The 22,472-nt window shown below is 61.2% G+C and carries 22 protein-coding genes; 18 read left to right on the top strand and 4 right to left on the bottom strand.

Translation table 11 applies throughout. The features are described from left to right. A partial coding sequence (locus M511_RS17275; protein ID WP_139824593.1) for an integrase core domain-containing protein occupies nt 1–271 on the top strand: 271 nt, incomplete at its 5' end. A gap of 546 nt (nt 272–817) precedes the next feature. Here the strand turns inward: M511_RS17275 and M511_RS17270 are convergent. Both M511_RS17270 and hpbA read right to left on the bottom strand, forming a co-directional pair. After that, on the bottom strand, nt 818–1,411 hold the full coding sequence (locus M511_RS17270; protein ID WP_085502975.1) for a dimethylsulfonioproprionate lyase family protein: 594 nt from the start codon (nt 1,409–1,411) through the stop codon (nt 818–820). A gap of 36 nt (nt 1,412–1,447) precedes the next feature. Next, complete coding sequence (gene hpbA / locus M511_RS17265) at nt 1,448–3,484, bottom strand: N-methyl-L-proline N-demethylase HpbA (RefSeq protein WP_085502972.1); 2,037 nt, start codon at nt 3,482–3,484, stop codon at nt 1,448–1,450. A gap of 147 nt (nt 3,485–3,631) precedes the next feature. Here hpbA and M511_RS17260 point away from each other — a divergent pair, with 147 nt between their 5' ends. The 5 genes from M511_RS17260 to M511_RS17240 all read left to right on the top strand — a co-directional run bounded on the left by M511_RS17260 (nt 3,632) and on the right by M511_RS17240 (nt 8,449). Further along, nucleotides 3,632–4,270, top strand: coding sequence for a TetR/AcrR family transcriptional regulator (locus tag M511_RS17260; RefSeq protein ID WP_029372056.1), 639 nt, complete (start codon nt 3,632–3,634; stop codon nt 4,268–4,270). Nucleotides 4,271–4,658: 388 nt separating this feature from the next. Next, a complete protein-coding gene (locus tag M511_RS17255; protein ID WP_085502970.1) occupies nt 4,659–5,660 on the top strand; it encodes an ABC transporter substrate-binding protein in 1,002 nt (333 codons plus the stop codon). Between the two features lie 74 nt (nt 5,661–5,734). After that, the gene (locus M511_RS17250; RefSeq protein ID WP_010396360.1) at nt 5,735–6,622 is read left to right on the top strand and encodes an ABC transporter permease; all 888 of its coding nucleotides are present in this window, start codon (nt 5,735–5,737) and stop codon (nt 6,620–6,622) included. Continuing rightward, entirely contained in the window at nt 6,615–7,655 is a 1,041-nt protein-coding gene (locus M511_RS17245) for a quaternary amine ABC transporter ATP-binding protein (RefSeq protein ID WP_085502967.1), read from the top strand. Before M511_RS17250 ends, M511_RS17245 begins: the two co-directional genes overlap by 8 nt. Then, nucleotides 7,652–8,449, top strand: coding sequence for a pyrroline-5-carboxylate reductase dimerization domain-containing protein (locus M511_RS17240; protein WP_085502964.1), 798 nt, complete (start codon nt 7,652–7,654; stop codon nt 8,447–8,449). Before M511_RS17245 ends, M511_RS17240 begins: the two co-directional genes overlap by 4 nt. 13 nt (nt 8,450–8,462) lie before the next feature. Here M511_RS17240 and M511_RS17235 read toward each other — a convergent pair whose 3' ends face one another. Further along, a complete protein-coding gene (locus M511_RS17235) occupies nt 8,463–9,338 on the bottom strand; it encodes a LysR family transcriptional regulator (RefSeq protein WP_029372060.1) in 876 nt (291 codons plus the stop codon). Nucleotides 9,339–9,450: 112 nt separating this feature from the next. On the opposite strand from M511_RS17235, the gene M511_RS17230 reads away from it, so the two are divergent. Continuing rightward, a complete protein-coding gene (locus M511_RS17230; RefSeq protein ID WP_085502962.1) occupies nt 9,451–10,689 on the top strand; it encodes an aromatic ring-hydroxylating oxygenase subunit alpha in 1,239 nt (412 codons plus the stop codon). A gap of 2 nt (nt 10,690–10,691) precedes the next feature. Next, nucleotides 10,692–10,871: a hypothetical protein gene (locus M511_RS19705; protein ID WP_176224578.1), complete on the top strand. Its 180-nt coding sequence runs from the start codon at nt 10,692–10,694 to the stop codon at nt 10,869–10,871. Between the two features lie 529 nt (nt 10,872–11,400). On the opposite strand, the gene M511_RS17220 is transcribed toward M511_RS19705, so the two are convergent. Continuing rightward, on the bottom strand, nt 11,401–12,351 hold the full coding sequence (locus tag M511_RS17220) for an ornithine cyclodeaminase family protein (protein WP_010396377.1): 951 nt from the start codon (nt 12,349–12,351) through the stop codon (nt 11,401–11,403). A 206-nt stretch (nt 12,352–12,557) separates the two neighbouring features. Here M511_RS17220 and M511_RS17215 point away from each other — a divergent pair, with 206 nt between their 5' ends. The 10 genes from M511_RS17215 to M511_RS17170 all read left to right on the top strand — a co-directional run. Beyond that, nucleotides 12,558–13,232 carry a GntR family transcriptional regulator gene (locus tag M511_RS17215; protein ID WP_085502959.1) on the top strand — a complete coding sequence of 225 codons (675 nt, stop codon included), beginning with the start codon at nt 12,558–12,560 and terminating at the stop codon, nt 13,230–13,232. 22 nt (nt 13,233–13,254) lie between these two features. Beyond that, the gene (locus M511_RS17210) at nt 13,255–14,235 is read left to right on the top strand and encodes a TRAP transporter substrate-binding protein (protein WP_085502956.1); all 981 of its coding nucleotides are present in this window, start codon (nt 13,255–13,257) and stop codon (nt 14,233–14,235) included. A 67-nt stretch (nt 14,236–14,302) separates the two neighbouring features. Continuing rightward, nucleotides 14,303–14,809 (top strand): TRAP transporter small permease, encoded by a 507-nt coding sequence (locus M511_RS17205; RefSeq protein ID WP_085502955.1) that lies wholly within the window; start codon nt 14,303–14,305, stop codon nt 14,807–14,809. Nucleotides 14,810–14,813: 4 nt separating this feature from the next. Then, nucleotides 14,814–16,094: a TRAP transporter large permease gene (locus tag M511_RS17200; RefSeq protein ID WP_010396385.1), complete on the top strand. Its 1,281-nt coding sequence runs from the start codon at nt 14,814–14,816 to the stop codon at nt 16,092–16,094. A gap of 1 nt (nt 16,095) precedes the next feature. Next, nucleotides 16,096–17,139, top strand: coding sequence for an L-idonate 5-dehydrogenase (locus M511_RS17195; protein WP_085502953.1), 1,044 nt, complete (start codon nt 16,096–16,098; stop codon nt 17,137–17,139). A 3-nt stretch (nt 17,140–17,142) separates the two neighbouring features. Continuing rightward, nucleotides 17,143–18,300: an alpha-hydroxy acid oxidase gene (locus M511_RS17190; protein ID WP_010396392.1), complete on the top strand. Its 1,158-nt coding sequence runs from the start codon at nt 17,143–17,145 to the stop codon at nt 18,298–18,300. Between the two features lie 18 nt (nt 18,301–18,318). Continuing rightward, nucleotides 18,319–19,527, top strand: a complete 1,209-nt coding sequence (uxuA, locus tag M511_RS17185) for a mannonate dehydratase (protein WP_085502951.1) — start codon at nt 18,319–18,321, stop codon at nt 19,525–19,527. Further along, nucleotides 19,524–20,972, top strand: coding sequence for a mannitol dehydrogenase family protein (locus M511_RS17180; RefSeq protein WP_085502949.1), 1,449 nt, complete (start codon nt 19,524–19,526; stop codon nt 20,970–20,972). The genes uxuA and M511_RS17180 overlap by 4 nt, the downstream gene beginning before the upstream one ends. Then, nucleotides 20,969–21,880: a sugar kinase gene (locus tag M511_RS17175; RefSeq protein ID WP_085502947.1), complete on the top strand. Its 912-nt coding sequence runs from the start codon at nt 20,969–20,971 to the stop codon at nt 21,878–21,880. The genes M511_RS17180 and M511_RS17175 overlap by 4 nt, the downstream gene beginning before the upstream one ends. Before the next feature lie 319 nt (nt 21,881–22,199). Then, nucleotides 22,200–22,472: transposase (locus tag M511_RS17170; RefSeq protein ID WP_139824623.1), on the top strand; the 273-nt coding region annotated here is incomplete at its 3' end.

Here is a 22,472-nt window from a genome sequence, read left to right as displayed (position 1 = left end):
CTTCACCACCACGCTGAAGGACGCCGGCATCCGCATCTCGATGGACGGGCGCGGCCGTTGGATGGACAACGTCTTCATCGAGCGGCTGTGGCGCAGCCTCAAATACGAGTGCGTCTTCCTCAACGCCTTCGAGACCGGAAGCGAAGCCCGCAACGGGATCGGTTCATGGATAGCCTACTACAATGAGAGACGCCCGCACTCGACCTTCGGCGGCAGGACACCCGACGAGGTCTATGCTACGGCGGAAATGACGGAGCGACTGGCGGCATAGAAACCAACCCGATCCACCTTAGCCAAGCCGCCAAACTGTCTCACCAGGCGGGTCCACCTCTTTCAAATCATGGTAGCCCAGTGATTCAGAAATGAGATGAAAACGCAACTGTAATGATAGGCTGTGTGGCACTTTCCGCTGCGCAGGCAAACCATCTAAGAGTGATGTGCACAACGACCATGAGGGGATAGCCTGTGGACTTCGCCGTTCCTCCGATATCAAACTGGGGGTTAGCGGCAGATCGTCAGCAAGCTACATCTTGCGATGTGTTTCATTGCAGGATGCCCCATTACTAGTGATCGCAGATGGGGCGGAAAGCAGCACAGCTATCATAGTGGATCAAACGTACCAGCACAGTTTAATTACATAATTCGCGTTATCAGCTATTGAGCAGCTGAAGTATTGGTCATCCGGCCACCTCGCGCAGCTGTGTGGTGACCGGAGAACCACAAATATAACTCCGGTGTTTTGATGGGGAGCGTGCTGACATATTGCAACGGCGCCCAAAGGGACCAGCATGAATGCCGGTATCACTGCCCCGATATCTTAGCTGCCCATACTGCGAAGCGCCCAGAGTGCGAGTAAAGGCTCATCCTCCGATCGCATGGCATGGATCGCATTCGGCGGAACGTAGAAGCTGCCACCGATCCCCGGCTGAAACCAGTTCCGTCCCGGTTTGCGGAAACTGCCGGGCGAGAGTACCAGATAAGTTTCCTCGGGCATATGCTGATGGTCGGGATAACGCGTACCTGGGGCAAGCAGGCTTAAGCCCAGCCAGATGTCACGCCGCTCTTCAATACCACCGGGACCAAGCAGCATTGCATTGGCATGATTTTCCGCAAACCCGGGGCTGGCGGTGGCGTCTCCTGTTCGTCTTCGCCAGCAGAGCAACGGCGCAAGGCGCCTCACCGCTTGCAAAAGACTGGTGAGATCCCGATCCTCGATCTGCCGGTTCAACGCCTCAGCAAGCCAAATATCCACCACAGGAAGCCTAAGGGGGGCTGCACCCCCCTGCCCCTCGGATCGGCTCGCCTCGGCAATAGCTTCCAGCGAGGCAGGCGAGTTGCCGTCATGGGCACGCGCCTGCATGGCCGGAAGTGCGATATCGAGGAAGTCTTGCAGAACTTGAGGTCTGGGCATCTCGCATTGCCTCCTCATTGGGGGTGCTGTTCGTATTTACAGATCCTTGACCAGCCTGAGCGCGTCATAGATCGCGGCATGGGTATTCCTCGCAGAGACCGCGTCGCCGATACGGAACAAGCGGAAACGACCCTCGGGATTCTTGTGAACCGCTTGAAGGCGACCCGATGTCAGCGCGTCATAATCCACCTCACCCAGGTTTGCGGATAGCGGCTTCAGCGCAAAATACAGCTCATCCAGCGGCCTGGTGCCGTGGTTAACGACGACCTGATCGACCATCCTGTCACGGGTAAAATCGCCATAGTCGCTGCCCAGCCGCGCCCGCAGCATATTTCCATCGCGCGTCACCGATTGCAGTCGCCAAGTCACGGTAAAGGTAGTGTCCCGTTTTTGCAGGTTACGCATATAAGGTACGAGGTTCATTGCCATGACCTCGGGTGAAAAGCTGCGATCCGGGGTGACAATCTCGACCCTCGCTCCGGTGGCCGAGATCAGATCAGCCGCCTGCAGGGCAGAATGATCGCCTGCATCGTCAAAGATCAGTACATTCCGGCCCGGCTTTACATCACCCGACAGGATGTCCCATGCCGAGCAGACAAGGTCGTTGCCTTGCCCCAGCACATCGGTATGAGGCAGGCCGCCAGTAGCGATGATGACTTCGTCAGGGGTGGTCGTCAACACATCCTCGGCCTCGGCATAGGTGTTGAAGCGGAAGGTGACGCCCCGCTTTTCGCACTGCGCCATGCGCCAGGCGACGATTGAGATCATCTCGCGCCGACGCTCATCCAGCGCGGTCAGGCGGATCTGGCCCCCAGGTTCATCTGCGGCCTCAAAGACGGTGACTTCATGGCCCCGCTCGGCAGCAACGCGAGCAGCCTCGAGTCCGGCAGGACCAGCGCCCACGATGGTGACACGCTTTCTGGCCGTAGCAGCCGGAATTACATGCGGCATGGTCTCTTCACGACCAGTAGCTGCGTTGTGCAGGCAGAACGCCAGCCCGCCCTGATAAATGCGGTCAAGGCAATAGTTCGCACCAACGCAGGGGCGGATATCATCCTCGCGCCCCTCGATCACCTTGCGGACCAGATGGGGGTCGGCCATATGCGCCCGCGTCATGCCAACCATATCCAGCAGTCCCGAGGCGATGGCATGGCGCGCTGTCGGTACATCCGGGATCTTGGCTGCGTGGAAGGTCGGAAAATCGGTGGCCTTGCGGATCTGCCCCGCGAATTCCAGATGCGGGGCGTTGCGCATCCCCTGCACCGGGATCACATCTGTAAGCCCCGGATCAGTGTCGATGTGACCCCGCACCACGTTCAGGAAATCAACAAGCCCACTGTTCCTGAGCATCTGCGACACCTGCAGCCCCTCGCCAGCGGTCATGCCGCCCGGCTGCATCTGATCACCGGTATAGCGCAGACCGACGATAAACTCGGGTCCGCAACGGTCGCGGATCGCTTGCAGGACCTCAAGCGTAAAGCGCAGCCGGTTTTCCAGAGAACCACCATAGGGCGGGTCAAGGTCATTGGTCAGCGGCGACCAGAATTGTTCAAGCAGATGGCCATAGGCCTCAAGTTCGATACCGTCGACACCCGCCGCCTTCATACGCTCGGCTGCATCAGCAAAGTCGCGGATGATGCGGGTCATGTCCCAGTCCTCGATCCGCTTGGGAAAGGCGCGATGGGCCGCCTCACGCTCATGGCTGGGCGCGACCACCGGCAGCCAGTCCGCCTTGTCCCAGCGTGTGCGGCGTCCCAGATGGGTCAGTTGGATCATCACCGCCGCGCCATGATCGTGACATTCATCGACCAGGCGCTTCATCCAGCCCACAACCTCATCCTTCCAGGCAAGGATGTTGTTAAAGACCGGCGGGCTGTCGCGCGATACTGCTGCCGAACCCGCAGTCATTGTCAGCGCCACACCCGCCTTGGCACGTTCGACATGATAGGCACGGTAGCGGTCTTTTGGCATGCCGTCCTCGGGATAGGCCGGCTCGTGGCTGGTGATCATGATCCGGTTGCGAAGCGTCAGATGCTTTAGCTGAAAGGGCTGCAAAAGAGGATCGTTCGACATGGCTCTGCCTGTGGAGGTGGATTCGTCCCCATAAGCAAGGCGAGAAATGTTCATATGTGTCAATAAAAAATTCACGCATGATCCTAAAGTATGCATCTATGAACAATCGGGTTGAGCCGAATCGTGCAGCGGGCTATGCAGGCAGACATGGAAAACCTTGTTGCTCCTGAAACGGGCTGGCGTGGGTCACGCGAAGGCTGGCTAGAGGCTGGCTATCGGGCGCTGATCGACAGCGGCATTGACGCGGTTAAAATCCTGCCTCTCGCCCGGCAACTGAACCTGTCGCGTACCAGCTTCTACTGGTTCTTCGAGGATCGAGAGGCGCTGCTGACCGCGCTTATCGAAGGGTGGGAGGCGCGGACCACCCGGCCCTTTATCGCTGCGACCCAGGAATATGCCGAGACGCAGACCGAGGCGATGTTGAATCTTTTGGCCTGCTTTCTGCTGGACGCCTTTGATTCCCGACTGGAATTCGCGGTGCGCAGCTGGGCCCTGCAGGATCGTAAGGTGGCGGCGCGGATCGAGGCTGCGGATGAGGCACGGCTTAGTGCCTTGCGCGACATGCTGACCACGTGGGGACACAACCCGGCACTTGCCGATGTGCGGGCGCGCACGATCTATCTGACCCAGATCGGCTATATTTCGATGCGTGCGCAAGAGGATATCGAGACGCGGCTGACACGCATCCCGGCCTATGTTGAAATCTATACTGGCGAGGCCCCGGCCCCGCGTGAAATCGCCCGCTTCAACGCCCGTTTCGTCCCGTTCCGGCGACCGCCACCATGATCGGGACGGCGAGGGAATACGGACCCCCTGCCCCGGAATGTGCATACGGGAATGACGATATCGTTGCAGGATGTGACGCAATCGTTGCATTCCCATGCCCGCGAAGCGGACAGGATAAAACTCAGGCGGCTCTTGATCGTCCGGAAAACCCTTTCACGGCTGGCATCATCTTGTCCGATCTTGCCCCTTCCGACCTAAAACCTCTGGCCCGACGTGCCCCGGCCCCGCCGCTGGTGACCGGGTCGGCCTTCCTTATCAGAATTGCCACGGCGGCGACATGCCAGCCGCGGCGCAAGCCGGCAGGAATATCCTCCTGACCCAAATCAGGCGCCCCGCCTTCGGCGACGGGCCGGGCAGCCGTAACCAATGTCGCTACAGGGAAAGAACCATGAAAAAATCCATTCGTTTCGGCACTGCCCTTGCCCTGCCGCTGATGGCGATGGCCGGGGCTGCCTCGGCCGACTGTGGCAGCCTTTCGATCGCCAGCATGAACTGGCAAAGCGCCGAGGTTCTGGCCGAGCTCGACCGCTTTATCCTGAACGAAGGTTATGGCTGCAATGCCGAGATCGTTGCCGGCGACACCGTGCCCTCGATCACCTCGCTGGTCGAAAAGGGCAAGCCCGAGGTCGTTCCCGAATCCTGGGTGGACCTCATGCCCGAGATCGTCGATGCCGGCTTGAAAGAGGAAAAGATCGTCTCGCTTGGCCGTTCGCTGTCTGATGGCGGCCAGCAGGGCTGGTTCATTCCGCGCTATATGCTGGACGAGCATCCGAACCTGAACAAGATCGAGGAAATCCTCGCCCATCCCGAACTGTTCCCGGCCCCCGAGGATGCCTCGAAAGGCGCAGTGTACAACGGTCCGCAAGGCTGGGGCGGCACTGTCGTCACCACCCAGCTTGCCAAGGCGCTGGATATCGAAAGCCACGGTTTCACGCTGGTTGATACCGGCTCTGCTGCCGGGCTCGATGGCTCGATCGCGCGTGCCTATGAACGCAAAGAGCCGTGGCTCGGCTTCTACTGGGAGCCGACCTCGCTGCTGGGCAAATACGACATGGTCGCAGTCGATTTCGGCATGGAGCACGACCCCGAAGAGTGGAAGCGCTGCACCTCGATTCCTGACTGTCAGGATCCCAAACCGAACGCCTTTCCGGTCGATAACGTCTTTACGCTGGTCTCCAAACAATTCGCTGATGAGGCAGATCCCGCAGTCATCGACTATCTGTCCAAACGCAGCTGGACGAATGAGACTGTGAACAAGCTGATGGCGTGGATGACCGACAACCAGGCCACGGGTGAGGATGGGGCGCGCGAATTCCTGCGCAATAACGAGGCGATGTGGACCCCCTGGGTCACGCCCGAGGCGGCGGAACGCATCAAGGCCGCGCTGTAAGCGCAGCGCCTTTTCCGGGCGGGCGCCGATGCTGCCCGCCCTTCCCTTTCCGATCCAGCGCGGACGAGATCACCATGACATGGTCAACCTCATTTCCCCAGCTCGACGATAGCTATCTTCGTGACCTCAAGAAGGTCATCGATGAAGCATTTCGCAATTTCACCCGCAGTTACGGCGACATGATCGAGGGCTTTTTCAGCCCGCTGCAAACTTTGCTGATCTGGTCCGAACGGCTGCTGACCGGCACCCCCTGGCCGATCATCCTGCTTGTGGTCGCAGGCCTTGCCTGGGGCGCAAGCCGCAGCTGGCGCGTTGTCGTTGGCTCGATCCTGACCCTCGTGCTGATCGGCCTGTTCGGCATGTGGGAGGATACGATGAAAACCGTGTCGATGGTCCTTGCCGCGACGGTTCTTTCGATCATCATCGGCCTGCCACTTGGCATTTTCATGGCTCGTTCTGACCGTTTTCGCGCGGTGCTGAACCCGGTGCTTGACGTGATGCAGACCATGCCAAGCTTTGTCTACCTGATCCCGGTCGTCATGCTTTTGGGTATCGGCAAGGTTCCGGGGCTGATCGCGGTCGTGATCTATGCCCTGCCCCCGATGATCCGCCTGACCAACCTTGGCATCCGGCAGGTCGACCCCGAGGTGCTTGAGGCAGCCGATGCCTTTGGTTCCTCGGCCTGGCAAAAGCTCGTCAAAGCCGAGCTGCCGCTCGCATTGCCGACGATTATGGCAGGGATCAACCAGACCATCATGATGGCGCTTGCCATGGTGGTGATTGCCTCAATGATCGGGGTGCAGGGGCTGGGCCAGCCGGTGCTGCGTGCCATCAATAACCAATATTTCACCCTGGGCGTGTTCAACGGTTTCGCCATCGTCGGCATCGCCATTCTGTTCGACCGCATCAGCCAGGCCTGGGGCAAGCGGCTGCAAAAACATCGTGAGGCAAGCCATGGCTGATCCGATCGGTATCGAGATCCGCAATCTTTACAAGATCTTTGGCCCGACGCCGGCCGCCTATGTGGACGCCGTCCGCGCGGGGATGACCAAGGCGGAACTACAGGCAAATCACGGCCATGTGCTGGGCCTGCGCGACATCAATATCTCGATCACGCCGGGCAGCATTCAGGTGATCATGGGCCTGTCCGGCTCGGGCAAATCAACACTGATCCGCCATATCAACCGGCTGATCGACCCGACCACCGGAGAGATCGAGATCGAGGGCCGCAATGTCGTCGACATGTCTCAGGACGAGCTGCGCGAATTCCGCCGCCACAAAACGGCGATGGTGTTCCAGAAATTCGCGCTGCTGCCCCATCGCACCGTGCTAGACAACGCCGCCTACGGGCTTGAAGTACAGGGCATTCCCGAGGCCGAGCGTTACCGTACTGCCATGCGCTGGATTGAGCGGGTCGGCCTGAAGGGCTTTGAAAAGAACTATCCAAGCCAGCTTTCGGGCGGTATGCAACAGCGCGTTGGCTTGGCCCGGGCACTGGCCAATGACGCACCGATCCTGCTGATGGATGAGGCTTACTCGGCCCTCGACCCCCTGATCCGCTATGACATGCAAACCGTGCTGCTGGATCTGCAACAAGAGGTGCGAAAGACCATCGTCTTCATCACCCATGACCTTGATGAGGCGCTACGTATCGGTGACCGGATCGCGCTTTTGCGTGACGGCCTGGTGATCCAGCAAGGCTCGGCACAGGATATCGTGCTGCGGCCGGCCGATGATTACGTCGCGAATTTCGTGCAGCATGTCGATCGTGGCAAGGTGCTCAAGGTGTCATCAATCATGTCACCTGCCCAGGAAGGTACCGGGGACGCGCCCCGCATCGACGCCAACGCCTCGCTGGCCGAGGCGCTTCGTCAGATGGCCGAGGCACGGGTCCAGACACTGCTTGTCACCGCCGGGGATGGGCGCGATGTCGGCACTATCCAGTTCGACAATGCCATCAACGCCTATGCCGGCGGGACAAAGCCGGCAGCATGAGGACCGGCATCATCGGCGCGACAGGCTGGCTTGGCTCTGCGCTGGGCGCGGGCCTCTTGTCGCGCGGCATTTCCCGGCCTGACGAGTTAGTCTTGCTAAACCGCAGCGGTCCAAGACCAGACTATCACGGGTATGAGAACGTCATCTGGGTGGCGAATGCCGCCGATCTGGTCGCGCAAAGCGAAGTGGTGGTCGTTTCGGTCAGGCCCGAGGACTGGGCGGCGCTGGAGCTAAAAGCGGATGGACGGCTCATCATCTCGTTCATGGCCGGGATCGACGCCCGTACCCTGTCGCGTTGCAGGGGGCGGATCGTTCGTGCCATGCCCAACGCTGCGGCCGAGATCGGCGCGTCCTACTCCCCCTTCTGGGCCGCCGAAGGGGTAAGCGAGGCCGACAGGGCCACGGTCCGGCGCGTACTGTCAGCCATAGGCACCACGGACGAGCTTGAGACCGAAGCTCAGATTGACCTCATGACCGCCCTGCCCGGCTCAGGTGCGGCCTATCCGGCAATGATGGCGGTTGCGATGGCCGGGTTCATGCGGGCACAGGGTGTATCTGATGTCATCGCCTGGCGCGCCGCCGAGGCGGCTGTTGTCGGCGGCGCGCGGCTGCTTGAAGGTCGGATGGCCGAGGCACCGGAGCTGCTCGCCGCCTATCGTGGCTATCGTGGCACCACCGCTACCGGGATCGAGGCCGCCGAAGCTGCCGGGTTTGCCAAGGCCGTAACCGTTGCGTTGGCGGCGGCTACCGACAAGGCAAGACGCATGACCATTGACGCGGGTGATCAGGTCTGACCACCCCTGCCGCCTATCCCTGCGTCAGCCAATCTGCAAAAAGCCGCGCGCGTTTTGAGGCGCGCGGGCTAAGCCGCAGGGAAAAGGCCAAGGGCGAAGGGATGCTTTCCGGGACCAGACAGGTCAGCCGCCCGGCTTGAAGGGCACGCGGCATCAAACCTTCCCACCCCATCACCGCGCCGACATCATCCTCGGCCGCCTGCAGCGCAATCATATGGTTGGTGACAAACAGGCCTCGACCCGTCGGAGGCGGATGGCCAAGCGCCCGGAACCAATCGCTCCAATTCGTCCAGCCGTTATTGTCATCGTTCATATGGATCAAAGGGGCGCGCAGCAGGTCTTCAACCCGGCTGATTGAATGCTCTTTGGCAAAGCGTAGCGTGCCATAGGCGCGGATCTGGTCGCGGAATATCTCGCGCCATTCGCCACTGTCATCGCCCGTCGCAGCATAGCCGATGCTGAGGTCGTGGCGGCTTGTCGTAGCGGCCACATCACTGATGATCTGCGAGACGGTGATTTCGGGGTGAATTTTCCAGAATGCGGTAATCTTTGGCGTCAGCCACAGCGCGCTGACGGCGGTGGTGGCGCGAATGGTCACGTCGGCGGTATCCGGCCGATCACGCAGCTGACTGACGGTATCCGATATTGTCTCAAAGCCGCGTTGCAGCGCGACCAGCAGGAATGCCCCCTTTTCCGTCAGCTCGACCCCGCGATGGCGGCGCAAGAACAGCGCGCAGCCCAGATCCTGCTCAAGCGCCTTGATCTGATGGCTGATCGCGGCAGGGGTCACGTTCATCTCTTGTGCAGCGGCCTTGAAGCCAAGGTTGCGGGCTGCCGCCTCAAAACAGATCAGCGCCGTCATTGAGGCAAAGTCATAGGGGCTGGGCACGGCGGTCCTTCAATTTAGATGAACTAATCCAGGATGAAAATTTATGCCGTTGTCAAGCAGGCTTCTTCTGACGGATTACCGGATAAGTTCAATCCTCAGCGGGAAGCCGAACATGAACGCCACCCATCCTGATATTCGTACCCTGCTTCAACGCCGCATTCCCGGTCATGCGCTGGAGCAGCCCTTTTACACCTCGGCCAAGATCTATCAGCAGGATCTTGAGAATATCTTCTACCGCGAGTGGCTTTATGCCATCCCGGCCTGCCAGCTTGCAAAACCCGGCGCCTATGCCACCATGCGTATAGGCGCCTATAACATCGTCATTGTCCGGGGTCGCGACGATCAGATCCGCGCCTTTCACAACTCATGCCGGCATCGCGGTTCAATCATCTGCAAAGAGCATCAGGGCAAGGTCGCAAAGCTGGTCTGCCCCTATCATCAATGGACCTACGACCTTGACGGCTCATTGGTTTGGGCAAGCAATATGGGCCCCGATTTCGACCCGGCGCGGCATGGGTTGCGGCCGGTCGCGTTGCGCAATCTCAGGGGGCTGATTTATGTCTGCCTGTCAGATGATCCCCCGGATTTCGACGATTTCGCCCGACAGGCCGCCCCTTATCTGGAGGTCCATGACCTTGAGGATGCCAAGGTCGCCCATAGCTCGACGATCATCGAAAAAGGCAACTGGAAGCTGGTCTGGGAAAACAACCGCGAATGCTATCATTGCAGCGGTAACCACCCTGCCCTGTGCCGGTCATTCCCGCTGGACCCCGAAGTTGCGGGCGTCGCGGCTGATGGCTCGATCTCAGCACAGCTGCAGGCGCATTTCGACCGTTGCGCGGCGGCGGGCGCTCCGGCGCAGTTCCTGCTGTCAGGGGACGGACAGTTCCGGCTTGCACGGATGCCGCTGCAGGAAACCGCGGTCAGCTATACGATGGACGGCAAGGCCGGGGTACAAAAGCCACTTGGCCGGGTGGCGCTGCCTGACGCGGGTTCACTGTTGGCGTTCCATTACCCCTCGACCTGGAATCATTTCCTGCCCGACCATTCGCTGACGTTCCGGGTCATGCCGATCAGCCCGACCGAAACCGAGGTGACAACCACATGGCTTGTTCACAAGGATGCGGTTGAGGGCGTCGATTATGACCTCAAACGCCTGACCGAGGTCTGGATCGCCACCAATGACGAGGATCGCGAGATCGTCGAGACGAACCAGCAGGGCATCCTTTCGCCGGCCTATGTCCCCGGTCCCTATGCGCCCGACTGGGAAAGCGGGGTGATCCAGTTCATCGACTGGTATGCCGCGTGGATGGAACGTGCCCTCATCCCTGAACGCATGGCAGCCGAGTGACGATGACCGCAGCGACAAGACCCGCCCTGTCCTTTTGGAGCGATACCGAAGAGCTGGAAAGCGTCTCATGCCTGCAAGAGGTGCCGAATGTTATGACCTTTGCATTCCGCAGCCCTTCGGGGGCGCTTTTCACCTATGAGCCGGTGCCTCAGGGTATCGGGCATCGGACCTCTGCCATCTAATCCTCGCCCTCGCGGCCGGGATCGCTGACGGTGACGGTCAAGGCCCGGCCGGGTTCGGTCGGCACGCGCTGGATGCTTGATCATCTGCGCCCCCGGGTATGCACCTGCGTGCCCGGGGACCGGGAGGCAGCTTTTCGATCCTGCGCCGATCTGCAGCGAAATACCTGTTCATCTCGGCCGGGTCAGGAATCACGCCAATGATGTCGATGACGGCATTTTTATACGATTTCTGGCGCGCGCCAGACATTGTCTTTGTCAACTGCCCACGCCGTCCACAAAGGTCGCATCGCTACACGAACTGATGCCCGTGGTGATCTTTGCCGCCTTGGGCAAAAGCCTGTGTGCCGGCACGTCGGGAAACCATCATGAACACCGTTCGGGCTGCGGCACCTGTCAGGTGCTGAAACTCTCGGGTCAGGTTCAAATGGTTCATAACGGCGGGATCACCGACGAGGACGTCGAGGCCGACTATAATTCTGGCCTGCTGCGCGCGTCCCCTGGGCGATGTCGTGATCGACCTGTGACGTCCTCAGACCGCCATGGCGCGGGCGATCCAGGCAGCAATCATCAGATCCAGATGCGCGCCGCCACCATTCTTGAAAACGGTGATCTCATCGTTGGATTGACGGCGGCGAGCGTCGGACTGCACAAGGTCGTAAAGATCGCCAAGCACGCTACCCGCCGTAATCGCGCCCGAGGCGATGGGCATCATCAGCTCTCCGATATGGCCAAGCGTGGTGGCACGGCTGTCCACGAACAGCGCGCCTTTCGCCATCAACGCATCATCGGCCTCTCGCATATCGGCCTTAAAGGCACCGATCAGATCGACATGGGTACCGGGCCGGACCCAATCGCCCAGAATGACTGGCTGGCGTGCCATGGTAGCTGATGAGATGATATCGGCATCTGCCGCCGCCGCCCTCAGATCCGTCACAGCAATCAGATCAGCGTTGACCCCTTCAAGCCTTGCGACCAGATCCTGTGCCTGCTCGGGTCGTCGAGACCAGATCGAAACACGCTCAATGCCGGACAGCACTGCCGTATAAGCTTTGACAAGGCTTGTCGCCACCGTCCCCGCCCCGACGATCAGCAGATGCCGGCTGTCGGCGCGTGCAAGCAGGCTGGCCCCAAGCACGGAATCTGCAGCAGTCTTGAATTCGGTGACTAGCGGGCTGTCCACGATCGACAAAAGCCCGCCGGTATCGTGGTCAAAGACCAGCATCGCCCCCTGAACCGTCGGCAGCCCCCGCGCGGCATTGCCGTCAAGCACGGTAAAGGTTTTGGCTCCATAACCCAGCCCCTCGATATAGGCCGAGCGACTCATCATCGTTCCGGTCGGCGGGCCAAGAAAGGCGTCCCGGATCTCGGCACGCGGCAGGGTGTGACCATGACGCAGGGCCTCAACCGCATCGACCCATTTCAGCCGTCCAATCGCATCCCGATACGAAAGAAACTGCGGCGCAGAACCCTTGTTTGTCATGGATAGCGATGCCTCCTGTGCTGTGATCGCGGACCGGCGCCCGTGCCGGCATGGTCCCGGCATATCGGCCATTTTTCCCAGCGATGGTCAATCTTTCCTCCATCAAATCATGTGTGAAATCGTCCGGTTCAGTTCGATGCTCAGGCAAAGTATTTACTAGTATGCAAGTATGCATTATGAATTGAGCGGGAAGAGGAATCATCTCAATGCAGCCAACCATCGACTTTACGCTTTCGACGGCGCCCCAGGTTTATGACTGGTTGCGGGATGCCATTCTGCGCGGGGCCCTGCCCCCCGGCACACGGCTAAGCGAGACCGAGATCGGCCAGCAGATCGGTGTCAGCCGCCAGCCGGTGCGCGAAGCCTTCATCCGGCTGACCGCCGACGGGCTGGCCGAGGTTCGACCCCAGCGGGGAACCTATATCCGCCGGATCTCGATTTCGGCGGTGCTTTCGGCCCGGCTGATCCGCGAGGCAGTGGAAAGCGACCTGATCCGCATGCTGGCCGAACAGGCAGACGACAGATTGATCACACAGCTGGATCAGGAAATCGCCGAGCAAAGCGAAGCCGTGGCCCGCGATGACGCCGAAACCTTCGTACGCCTTGACGACCGTTTTCATCGCCTGCTGGCCATCGCCGTCGGACAAGAGGCGGTGTGGGAGGTGCTTGAGGGCCTCAAATCCCAGATGAACCGGCTGCGCTACATCACGGCACGAACCTTCGACATACAAAAGCTTATCGGCCAGCACGCCGAAATCGTGGACGGTCTGCGTAATCACGACCCCGCGCTGGCCGAGGCCGCAATGCGCCGCCATCTGCGCGAACTGCTGAACGACCTGCCCGAAATCAGCCGCAGCCGACCCGAACTTTTCATACCCTGACGTATCATCCCGGAGGAGAACGATGATCACCCTGAACCGTCGCCGCTTTGCGGCGCTGGCCATGGCCTGCCTGACCGCTGCATCTGCCCTGACCGCCTCGGCCGCTGAACTGACGCTCAAGCTTGGCCATCTCGCCAATGAACAGAACTCCTGGCACAAGGCCTCGCTGAAATTCGCCGAAGAGCTTGAGCAGCGGACCCAAGGCCGCATCGCAGTCGAGGTGTTCCCCAACGACTCGCTTGGCCGCGAGATGGACCTGATCAACGGCATGCAGCTGGGCACGGTCGAAATGACCATCACCGGCGAAAGCCTGCAGAACTGGGCGCCGATGGCGGCGCTGTTGGCCATCCCCTATGCCTATCGCTCGCTTGAGCATATGGATGAGGTCGCAGCAGGAGAGATCGGCGAAAAGATCAAGGCGCAGATCATCGAACGCGCCCAGGTCCGCCCCATCGCTTATTTCGCGCGCGGCCCGCGCAACCTGACCGCAAACCGCGCCATCACCAACCCGGGCGAACTGAACCGGATGCGGCTGCGGGTCCCGAACGTGCCGCTGTTCGTCGACACCTGGACCGCGCTAGGCGCCCAGCCGACGCCGATGGCCTTTTCCGAAGTGTTCACCTCGCTGCAAAACGGCACAATCGACGGGCAGGAAAACCCGGTGGCACTGATCCAGACTGCCTCGCTTAACGAGGTGCAAAGCCATGTGAACCTGACCGAACATGTGCGCAGCTGGATCTATCTGACCATCGCCGAGCAGGTCTGGCAGGGCCTTTCGGAAGAGGATCAGGGCCATGTGATGGAGGCCGCCCGCATCGCCCAGGAATACGAGCGTCAGCAGTTTCTGCAGGATGAGGATGCGATCCGCGCCGATCTCGAGGCCAAGGGTATGACCTTTGTCGAGGTTGATCAGAAAGCTTTTGCCGACGCCTCGCGAGAAGCAGTGATCAAGAGCGTCGACGAAAGCATTCGTCCCATCGTCGAAGATCTCTTCAAACAGTGACCGCAACCTTGTGTCCGCCGGTCTGTCCCTTTTGCGGGCCGGCAAATGCCATCAGGGGTTTGGAACCATGAAAAATCTGGCTCTCTTGCAGCGCGGTCTTGCGGCGCTTTGCCGGTTCGCCATCGGCGTGGTCTTCTTTGCGCTGATCGCGGTGGTTACGCTTCAGATCACCACACGTACCTTTGGCCTGCCTTCACCGGTCTGGACCGAAGAGCTGTCGCGCTATCTGCTGCTTTACATGACGGCGCTGGGCATCGGCATGTCGCTGATGACGGGCGAACTGGTGAACGTCGACCTGTTGCAGGAAACCGTATCAGCAAGCCGGGCATGGTGGATGCGCCTTATTGCCGCCATCTGCACGGCCGGGCTGGGCGCGGTGATGATCTGGCCGGCATGGAAATTCACCAGGATCGGGGCATTCCAGCAATCCCCAAGCCTGCGCTGGCCGATGGACATCATTCATGCCTCGGTGCTGCTGCTGTCTGTGATGCTGTTTCTTTTCGCCCTTTTGCGTGTGATCGGCATGATCGCGGGCAACGATGACGGGCAGCCCCATCTTTCTGAGGAAGCCTGAGTCCATGGATCTGTTCCTGCTTCTGACCACTTTCGTCGTCACGCTGGCACTGGGCGTGCCGGTTGCCGTCTGTCTTGGGCTTGCATCGCTGGCCTATATCCTGTCGGCTGGGCTGCCGGTGGTGATCATTCCGCAGCGCATGTATGCCGGCATGGATGTTTTTGTGCTGCTGTGCATCCCGGGCTTTATCCTTGCCGGGAACCTGATGAACTTTGGCGGCATCACCGAGCGGATCATCCGGCTTGCCAATGCGCTGGTCGGCTGGATGCGCGGCGGGCTTGCACTGGCCAATGTCGCGGATTCGATGATGTTCGGCGGCGTCTCGGGCACTGCCGTTGCCGATGTCGCCGCAACCGGCGGGGTGATGATCCCCGGCATGAAGAAATCCGGCTATCCCGGCGATTTTGCCGCTGCGATCACCGCCGCCTCGTCCACCGTCGGCCCGATGCTGCCGCCAAGCGTCCCGATGATCATCGTCGGCGCGCTGTCGGGCATCTCGGTCGGCCAGCTGTTTCTTGCGGGGGCGGTACCGGGCGTTCTGATGGGCATCGCCATGGGGGTGACCTGCTACATCCTCGCCGTACGCCGCAACTATCCGCGGCAAGAGTGGAAAGGTTTCAGCGAACTGCTCGCAGCATTCCTGTCGGCGTTCTGGGCCTTGGCCATGACCGGCCTGATCATCGGTGGCCTTCTGACCGGCATTGCCACCCCGACCGAAACCGCGATCGTTGCCTGCCTTTACGCCTTTGTCGTCGGTGCCTTCATCTACCGCGAATTGCCGATCCGCGCTGTGCCCCGCATTGTCATCGACAGCGCCATCTCTTCGGCTGGAATTCTGGCGCTGGTGGGTTTTGCCAACGTCTTTGGCTCGATCCTCGCGTCCGAACGTATTCCGCAAATGCTGGTCAACAGCGTGTTGGCGATCACCGACAACCCGATCCTGGTCATTCTGCTGATCAACATCCTGCTGCTGTTCGTCGGCATGTTCATGGAGACGATCGCCGCGCTTATCATCCTGTTCGTGCCTTTGCTGGGACTTGCGACCAGCGTCGGGATCGAGCCGCTGCATTTTGCGACCTTCGCGGTCCTGAACCTGATGATCGGGCTGACCACGCCTCCGGTCGGGGTGTGCCTGTTTGTCGCCTGCAACATCGCACGCGAACCGCTGGCGCGGGTAATCAGTGCCGTGATCCCCTTTCTTATCTCGAACATCATCGTACTGCTGCTGGTGTCCTATTACCCGCCCTTTGCCACCTGGCTGCCGTCGACACTGATGGGGAACTGACATGGCACAAGAGATCGCCTGCCGCCTGTATGCTGCCCACGACCTGCGGATCGAGCCCTTGGCCCAACCGCAGCCCGGCGGGGACGCCGCCCTGATCCGCGTTCTGCGCGGGGGCATCTGCGGATCGGACCTGCATTACTATCACGACGGCGGCTTTGGACCGGTCAGGGTACGTGAACCCATCGTTCTGGGCCATGAGGCCGCCGGGGTGGTCGAGGCCGCCCCCGCAGGCTCGGGCCTTGCGCCGGGTCAGCTGGTGGCACTGTCACCCTCGCGTCCTTGCGGCGAATGCGAGTATTGCCGCGCGGGCGAGGATCGGCACTGCCTGGCAATGCGCTTTAGCGGTTCAGCGATGCGCCTGCCGCATGAGGATGGATTTTTCCGCAGTCGGCTGTACCACCCCGTCGCGCAATGCCTGCCGCTGCCCAATGATATCGGGGCAGAGGCTGCAGCCGGGGCCGAGCCTTTGGCGGTCTGTCTGCATGCCCTGACCATGGCGCCCGACCTTTCGGACCGTCGCGTGCTGATCACAGGCGCTGGCCCCATCGGCGCGATCTGCACCGCACTTGCCCGTCTGCACGGTGCTGCAGAAATCATTGTGACCGATGTTCAGGACTTCACCTTGGGGATCGCGCGCCGCATGGGGGCCGACCGTGCGGTAAACGTTGCCGAAAACCCCGAGGCGCTGAATGATCTGGCCGAGGGCAAGGGGCGCGTCGACGTGGTGCTGGAATGCTCGGCCAATCCCCATGCCATCGCGCAGGCCATCAGTATGACCCGCCCGCAGGGCACCATCGTTCAGATCGGTGTCGCGGGCACCCTGCCCCTGCCGCTGAACCTGATCGTCGCCAAAGAGCTACGCGTCTTTGGCACCCACCGGTTTGACCGCGAGTTTGCACAAGCGGTCCAGATGATCAGCACAGGCCGGATCGACCTGTCGCCCATGGTTACAGAAACCCTGCCTGCGACCGAGGCGCAGCGCGCCTTTGACCTTGCAGGCGACCGGACTCAGGCGGTCAAGGTTCAGCTTGATTTCGGGGCCTGAGCGATGCCAGTAATCACCGAAATCGAGGACTTGCGCCGCCTGCACCGGCAACGTGTCCCGCGTATGTTCTATGATTATGTCGATGTCGGGGCCTGGACCGGCAGCACCTATCGCGCCAATCGTGCCGATTTCGGACGGATCCTGCTGCGCCAGCGCGTTGCCCGCAATATCGAGAACCGCAACCTTGCAACCACCATGCTGGGCCAGCCGGTCTCAATGCCTCTGGCGCTGGCGCCGGTCGGGCTGTTGGGTATGCAGCACCCGGACGGAGAGATCTGCGCCGCCCGTGCTGCGCTGGCTGCAGGCGTACCCTTTACGCTTTCGACCATGTCCATGTGCTCGATCGAGGATGTGGCCAGGGCGACAGGCGCACCTTTCTGGTTCCAGCTCTATACCCTGCGGGACGAAGAGTTTCTGGACAGCGTCCTTGACCGGGCCCGCCGCGCCGGGGTCTCGGCCCTGGTGCTGACGCTGGACCTGACCATTCAGGGTCAGCGCCATAAGGACTTAAAGAACCGCATGACCGCGCCACCGCGCATGACCTTGCCAAACCTCATTGATATCGCGATGCATCCCCGCTGGGCCTTGGGGATGCTGCGCACGCGCCGGCGCAGCTTTGGCAATATCGTCGGCCATGCACGCGGGGTCACCAGTCTGGGTGATCTGATGGACTGGACCTCGCGCCAGTTCGATCAGCGGCTTGACTGGGCGCGGGTCGAACAGATCATCCGCAAATGGGGCGGGCCGGTGATCCTTAAAGGCATCAACGATCCCGAGGACGCCCGCCGCGCGCTGGATACCGGTTGCGCCGCGATCCTTGTGTCGAACCACGGCGGGCGTCAGCTTGACGGCGCGCCTTCGACCATCCGCGCCCTGCCCTTGATCCGTCGCGCTGTCGGGCCGGATTTCCCGCTTTATCTCGACAGCGGAATCCAGTCCGGACAAGAGGCGCTGAAAGCCATCGCCAGCGGTGCGAACGGCGTCTTTATCGGCCGCGCCTTTACCTATGGCCTTGGCGCCATGGGTCAGAAGGGGGTCGAGACGGCGCTCACCATCCTGCGGCGCGAAATGGACATCACCATGGCGCTTTGCGGCGTCAATGATATCAGGAATTTCGGTCCCGAATGCCTCTGGCCCGGGGACCGAGGCAATGCTGCCTGAAGAATAAGGAACAAACGAATGCGACATACCTGGCGCTGGTTCGGTCCCAAAGACAGGGTCTCGATCGACGACATGCTGCAGGCGGGGGTACAGGGCGTGGTCACCGCGCTGCACCATGTGCCCACGGGTACCGTCTGGTCGCCCCAGGAAATCGCCCGTCGGCAGGCTGAACTGTCGGTGATGACCGATGGTGCGCCCTCGGGGCTGAAATGGGAGGTCGTCGAAAGCCTGCCCGTCAGCGAGGCGATCAAGACCCAGACCGGCGATTGGCGCGGCCATGTCCAGAACTGGATCACTTCGATGCGCCATCTTAAGGCCGCAGGAATCGAGGTGATCTGCTATAACTTCATGCCGGTTCTGGACTGGACGCGCACCGATCTGGCCTGGCGGCGGCCGAATGGCGCGCGCTGCATGCGCTTTGATCTGATCGACTTTGCGGCCTTCGATCTGCATATACTGCAACGCAAGGGTGCAGCCGAGGATTTCCCGGAAGAGCTGCGCGATGAGGCCGGCCGCCGCTTTGCCGCCATGGACGAAACGCGCCGCAAGGAACTGGCAGGCAACGTCGTCTTTGGCCTGCCCGGCGCGGCTGAGCATTTCACGCTTGAGGACGTGCGGGCGCTGCTGGACAGCTACGCACCGGTGACGGATGCGGTTCTGCGCCGGAACTTTCATGACTTCCTTGAACAGGTGGTTCCCGTCGCGCAAGAGATCGGCGTGCGCCTGTGCTGCCACCCAGACGATCCGCCCTTCCCACTGCTGGGCTTACCCCGCGTCATGTCGACCGAGGCCGATTATGCCGAACGTATGGCAGCGGTCGACCTGCCGGCAAATGGCATCACGCTTTGCTCGGGCTCGCTTGGGGCTCGGCCTGAAAATGACCTGCCCGGCATGATGGAACGGCTGGGCGACCGGGTGCATTTCCTGCATCTGCGCAACGTGCGCCGTGACACCGACACGGCCCCCTGTTCGTTCTTCGAGGATGAGCATCTGGCCGGTCAGACCGATATGATCGCGCTGATCGCCGCCGTTCTGCGCGAAGAGGCCCGACGCCGCGACGCTGGCCGCTCTGACGCGGTGATCCCGATGCGCCCGGATCATGGTCAGGACATTCTTGACGATATCGGCCGTGGTGGCCAGCCGGGCTATCCCGCCATTGGCCGACTGAAAGGGCTCGCTGAGCTGCGCGGGGTTGAGCTGGCCCTTAGCCACGGGGCGCGGCTGTGACCGCGCGCCTGACCAGCCTTGACGGTCTGCCGCCCGAGGTCGCACTGCCCGGCTATGACCGGGCGGCGCATGGTTTTGGCATTCTGCATCTTGGGCTTGGGGCGTTTCATCGCGCCCATCAGGCCGTCCATACCGATGATGCACTGGCGGCAGAGGGCGGGGACTGGCGCATCATTGGCGCCAACCTGCGCAGCCGCGACATCCCCGAGGCTATGAACGCACAGAACGGGCTGTTCACCGTGCTTGAACGGTCCGGGACCGATCGCGCCCGGATCATCGGTGCCCATGGCCCGGCAATCGGCGGAGATGCGGCGGCGATCCTGCGCACAGCCTGTGACCCCAAAATCCGCATCCTGTCGCTGACCGTTTCGGAAAAGGCCTATGGGATCGACCGCGCCGCGATGGATGCAGATCCTACCCATCCCGCCGTTGCCACCGACTTGGCGCGGCCGCAAAAACCGCAGGGCGTCCTGGGGATCATCACCGCCGCGCTTGCGGCCCGCCGCAAGGCCGGAGTCGCACCTTTCACTGTCCTTAGCTGCGACAACCTGCCCGACAATGGCCCTCTGCTGCGGGCTGGTGTGCTGGGGTTCGCCCGCCGCCTTGACACCGATCTGGGCGCGTGGATCGCGGATCATGTCGCCTTTCCGGCCACCATGGTGGACCGTATCACCCCCGCCACGACCAAGCGCACGCTTGCCGATGTCGAGACGATGACCCTGTGCCGCGATCTTGCCGCAGTAGAAACCGAGCCGTTCAGCCAATGGGTGATCGAGGATCGTTTCCCGCAAGGCCGCCCGGCGTGGGAGGCAGGGGCCGCGCTTTTCGTCAGCGATGTTCGCCCCCATGAGGCGATGAAGCTGCGTATGCTGAACGGCAGCCACTCACTCATCGCATATGCCGGGCAGATGCTCGACCTGCTTCATGTGCGTGATGCGATGGCGGATGCGCCGCTGGTCGCACTGATCCGCCGTCACATGCAGGCAGCGGCGGCCACTTTGCCCAAAGAGGCCGGACTCGATCCCGACGCCTATGCCGAGGCGTTACTTGCCCGCTTTGCCAATCCGGCTATCGCCCATCAGACCCGCCAGATCGCCATGGACGGGACCGAGAAACTGCCACAACGCTGGTTTGCCCCGGCTGCTGATCTGCTGCGCGCGGGTGGCGATACCGGCCCCTATGCTTTTGCAACCGCGATCTGGCTGGCCTGGCTTGCCTCGGTGACCCAGCCACCGGACGATCCGCGCGGGGCGCTGCTTTTGGATCTGGTGCGCAAAGCGGGCGCAGATAATGAGGCACTGACCCGTTCAATCCTTGCGCTGCCGGGGCTTGCCCCGCCGGATCTGGCCGCAAACGCGGGGTTCGTCAGCGCGGTGCAGGAAAACCTTGCCCATATCCGCCGCGACGGATTACGTGCGGCCATCACGACAGAGCTGAATTCATGAGCAAGACGATCCTTTCCATCGGTGAGGCAATGGTCGAGCTGTCGCCATCGGGTCAGGACGGGCTGTGGCGGCTGGGCATTGCCGGGGACACGCTGAATACCGCATGGTATCTGCGCCATCAGCTGTCCTCCGACTGGCGCATTGCATATTGCAGCCGCATCGGCATGGGACAGTTTTCGCAACAGATGGTCAATTTCCTGACCGGCGAGGGGATCGACGCCACCCACGTCTCTCGCGACCCGCAGCGCGAAATTGCGCTTTACGCCATCTCGCTAAAGGATGGCGAGCGCAGCTTCAGCTATTGGCGCGACACCTCGGCGGCAAAGCGTCTGGCGGACGATCCGACTGTGCTTGCCTCAGCCCTGCAAGGGACGGCGATCGCCTATTTCTCGGGTATCACGCTTGCCATCCTGCCCGACGCGGGCCGCAAAGTTCTGATCCAGGCGCTTAGCGCCGCCCGCGCCGCGGGCACTCAGGTGGTCTTTGACCCTAACTTGCGCCCCCGGCTGTGGCCGGATCTGCCAGTCATGCGCAATGAGATCGAAGCCGCTGCCGCCATCGCCGATCTCGTCCTGCCAAGCTTTGACGATGAGCACAGCTTTTTCGGCGACGGCGATCCGCAGGCAACGATTGCCCGCTATCTAAGCCGGGGGGCGGGGCAGGTGGTGGTCAAGGCGGGCGGTGCCGCGATCCACTATGGCGGCCGCGAGGGCGCAGGGTTGATCGAGGATCTGCCGCGTGAAACCCCGGTCGATACCACCGCCGCCGGCGACAGTTTCAACGCCGGATATCTGGCTGCACGTATCGGCGGAGCCGATATTCCTGCCGCGATCCATGCTGCGCATGACCTCAGCCGGAAGGTGATCCTTAACCACGGCGCATTGGTCCGTGAGGCAGTGGCGCGGTAAGAAGGTCACGAAACCACAGCAGATGCCCTTCCTTGGGCGAAATGCTTCAGGTTCTGACACTGGGTGATGTGCGGAAACCCCACCGGCAGGCCGGTCGGCAGCCGCGATGACTATTGATGGCGGCTGAAGCGTAAGCGATATTTCAGGCCGGAGGTTTTCATGCCCAGAATATCGCTTGAATTTTCATTCATATCAATAGATTGAGATTTATTTATTATAAATAAAATCAAGAATAATTCCCTGTAAAAAACCTTAGGGTCAGGACCCATTGATTTACGCTTGTCGGCGTGATTCACGGTTCGAAAATCGAGCGGTGAACATGTCTGATCTTTTCTGGCTGACGGATGCGCAGATGGCGCGCCTGGAGCCCTTCTTCCCGAAGTCCCATGGCAAACCTCGCGTTGACGATCGACGCGTGCTGAGTGGCATTATCTTCGTCAATCGCAATGGTTTAAGGTGGCGCGACGCACCAAGTGCGTACGGCCCACATAAGACGCTCTACAACCGCTGGAAGCGTTGGAGCGACAAAGGCATCTTCGCGAAGATGATGGCGGGGCTGGCCGCCAAGCACGGTGAGAAGAAGACTGTGATG

This window comes from Paracoccus sp. J56 (assembly GCF_019633685.1).
In the GTDB taxonomy this organism is placed as follows: domain Bacteria; phylum Pseudomonadota; class Alphaproteobacteria; order Rhodobacterales; family Rhodobacteraceae; genus Paracoccus; species Paracoccus kondratievae.
Note: the sequence above shows the minus strand (reverse complement) of the source record. Positions and strands in the feature narration are given on the sequence as shown.

Coding starts and splice junctions, on each gene's coding strand:
- M511_RS17200 (WP_010396385.1), top strand. CDS start 14,814: ATGGATCTGTTCCTGCTTCTGACCACTTTCGTCGTCACGCTGGCACTG.
- M511_RS17245 (WP_085502967.1), top strand. CDS start 6,615: ATGGCTGATCCGATCGGTATCGAGATCCGCAATCTTTACAAGATCTTT.
- hpbA (WP_085502972.1), bottom strand. CDS start 3,484: ATGTCGAACGATCCTCTTTTGCAGCCCTTTCAGCTAAAGCATCTGACG.
- M511_RS17250 (WP_010396360.1), top strand. CDS start 5,735: ATGACATGGTCAACCTCATTTCCCCAGCTCGACGATAGCTATCTTCGT.
- M511_RS17255 (WP_085502970.1), top strand. CDS start 4,659: ATGAAAAAATCCATTCGTTTCGGCACTGCCCTTGCCCTGCCGCTGATG.
- M511_RS19705 (WP_176224578.1), top strand. CDS start 10,692: ATGACCGCAGCGACAAGACCCGCCCTGTCCTTTTGGAGCGATACCGAA.
- M511_RS17210 (WP_085502956.1), top strand. CDS start 13,255: ATGATCACCCTGAACCGTCGCCGCTTTGCGGCGCTGGCCATGGCCTGC.
- M511_RS17270 (WP_085502975.1), bottom strand. CDS start 1,411: ATGCCCAGACCTCAAGTTCTGCAAGACTTCCTCGATATCGCACTTCCG.
- M511_RS17220 (WP_010396377.1), bottom strand. CDS start 12,351: ATGACAAACAAGGGTTCTGCGCCGCAGTTTCTTTCGTATCGGGATGCG.
- M511_RS17175 (WP_085502947.1), top strand. CDS start 20,969: ATGAGCAAGACGATCCTTTCCATCGGTGAGGCAATGGTCGAGCTGTCG.
- M511_RS17215 (WP_085502959.1), top strand. CDS start 12,558: ATGCAGCCAACCATCGACTTTACGCTTTCGACGGCGCCCCAGGTTTAT.
- M511_RS17205 (WP_085502955.1), top strand. CDS start 14,303: ATGAAAAATCTGGCTCTCTTGCAGCGCGGTCTTGCGGCGCTTTGCCGG.
- uxuA (WP_085502951.1), top strand. CDS start 18,319: ATGCGACATACCTGGCGCTGGTTCGGTCCCAAAGACAGGGTCTCGATC.
- M511_RS17240 (WP_085502964.1), top strand. CDS start 7,652: ATGAGGACCGGCATCATCGGCGCGACAGGCTGGCTTGGCTCTGCGCTG.
- M511_RS17260 (WP_029372056.1), top strand. CDS start 3,632: ATGGAAAACCTTGTTGCTCCTGAAACGGGCTGGCGTGGGTCACGCGAA.
- M511_RS17195 (WP_085502953.1), top strand. CDS start 16,096: ATGGCACAAGAGATCGCCTGCCGCCTGTATGCTGCCCACGACCTGCGG.
- M511_RS17190 (WP_010396392.1), top strand. CDS start 17,143: ATGCCAGTAATCACCGAAATCGAGGACTTGCGCCGCCTGCACCGGCAA.
- M511_RS17230 (WP_085502962.1), top strand. CDS start 9,451: ATGAACGCCACCCATCCTGATATTCGTACCCTGCTTCAACGCCGCATT.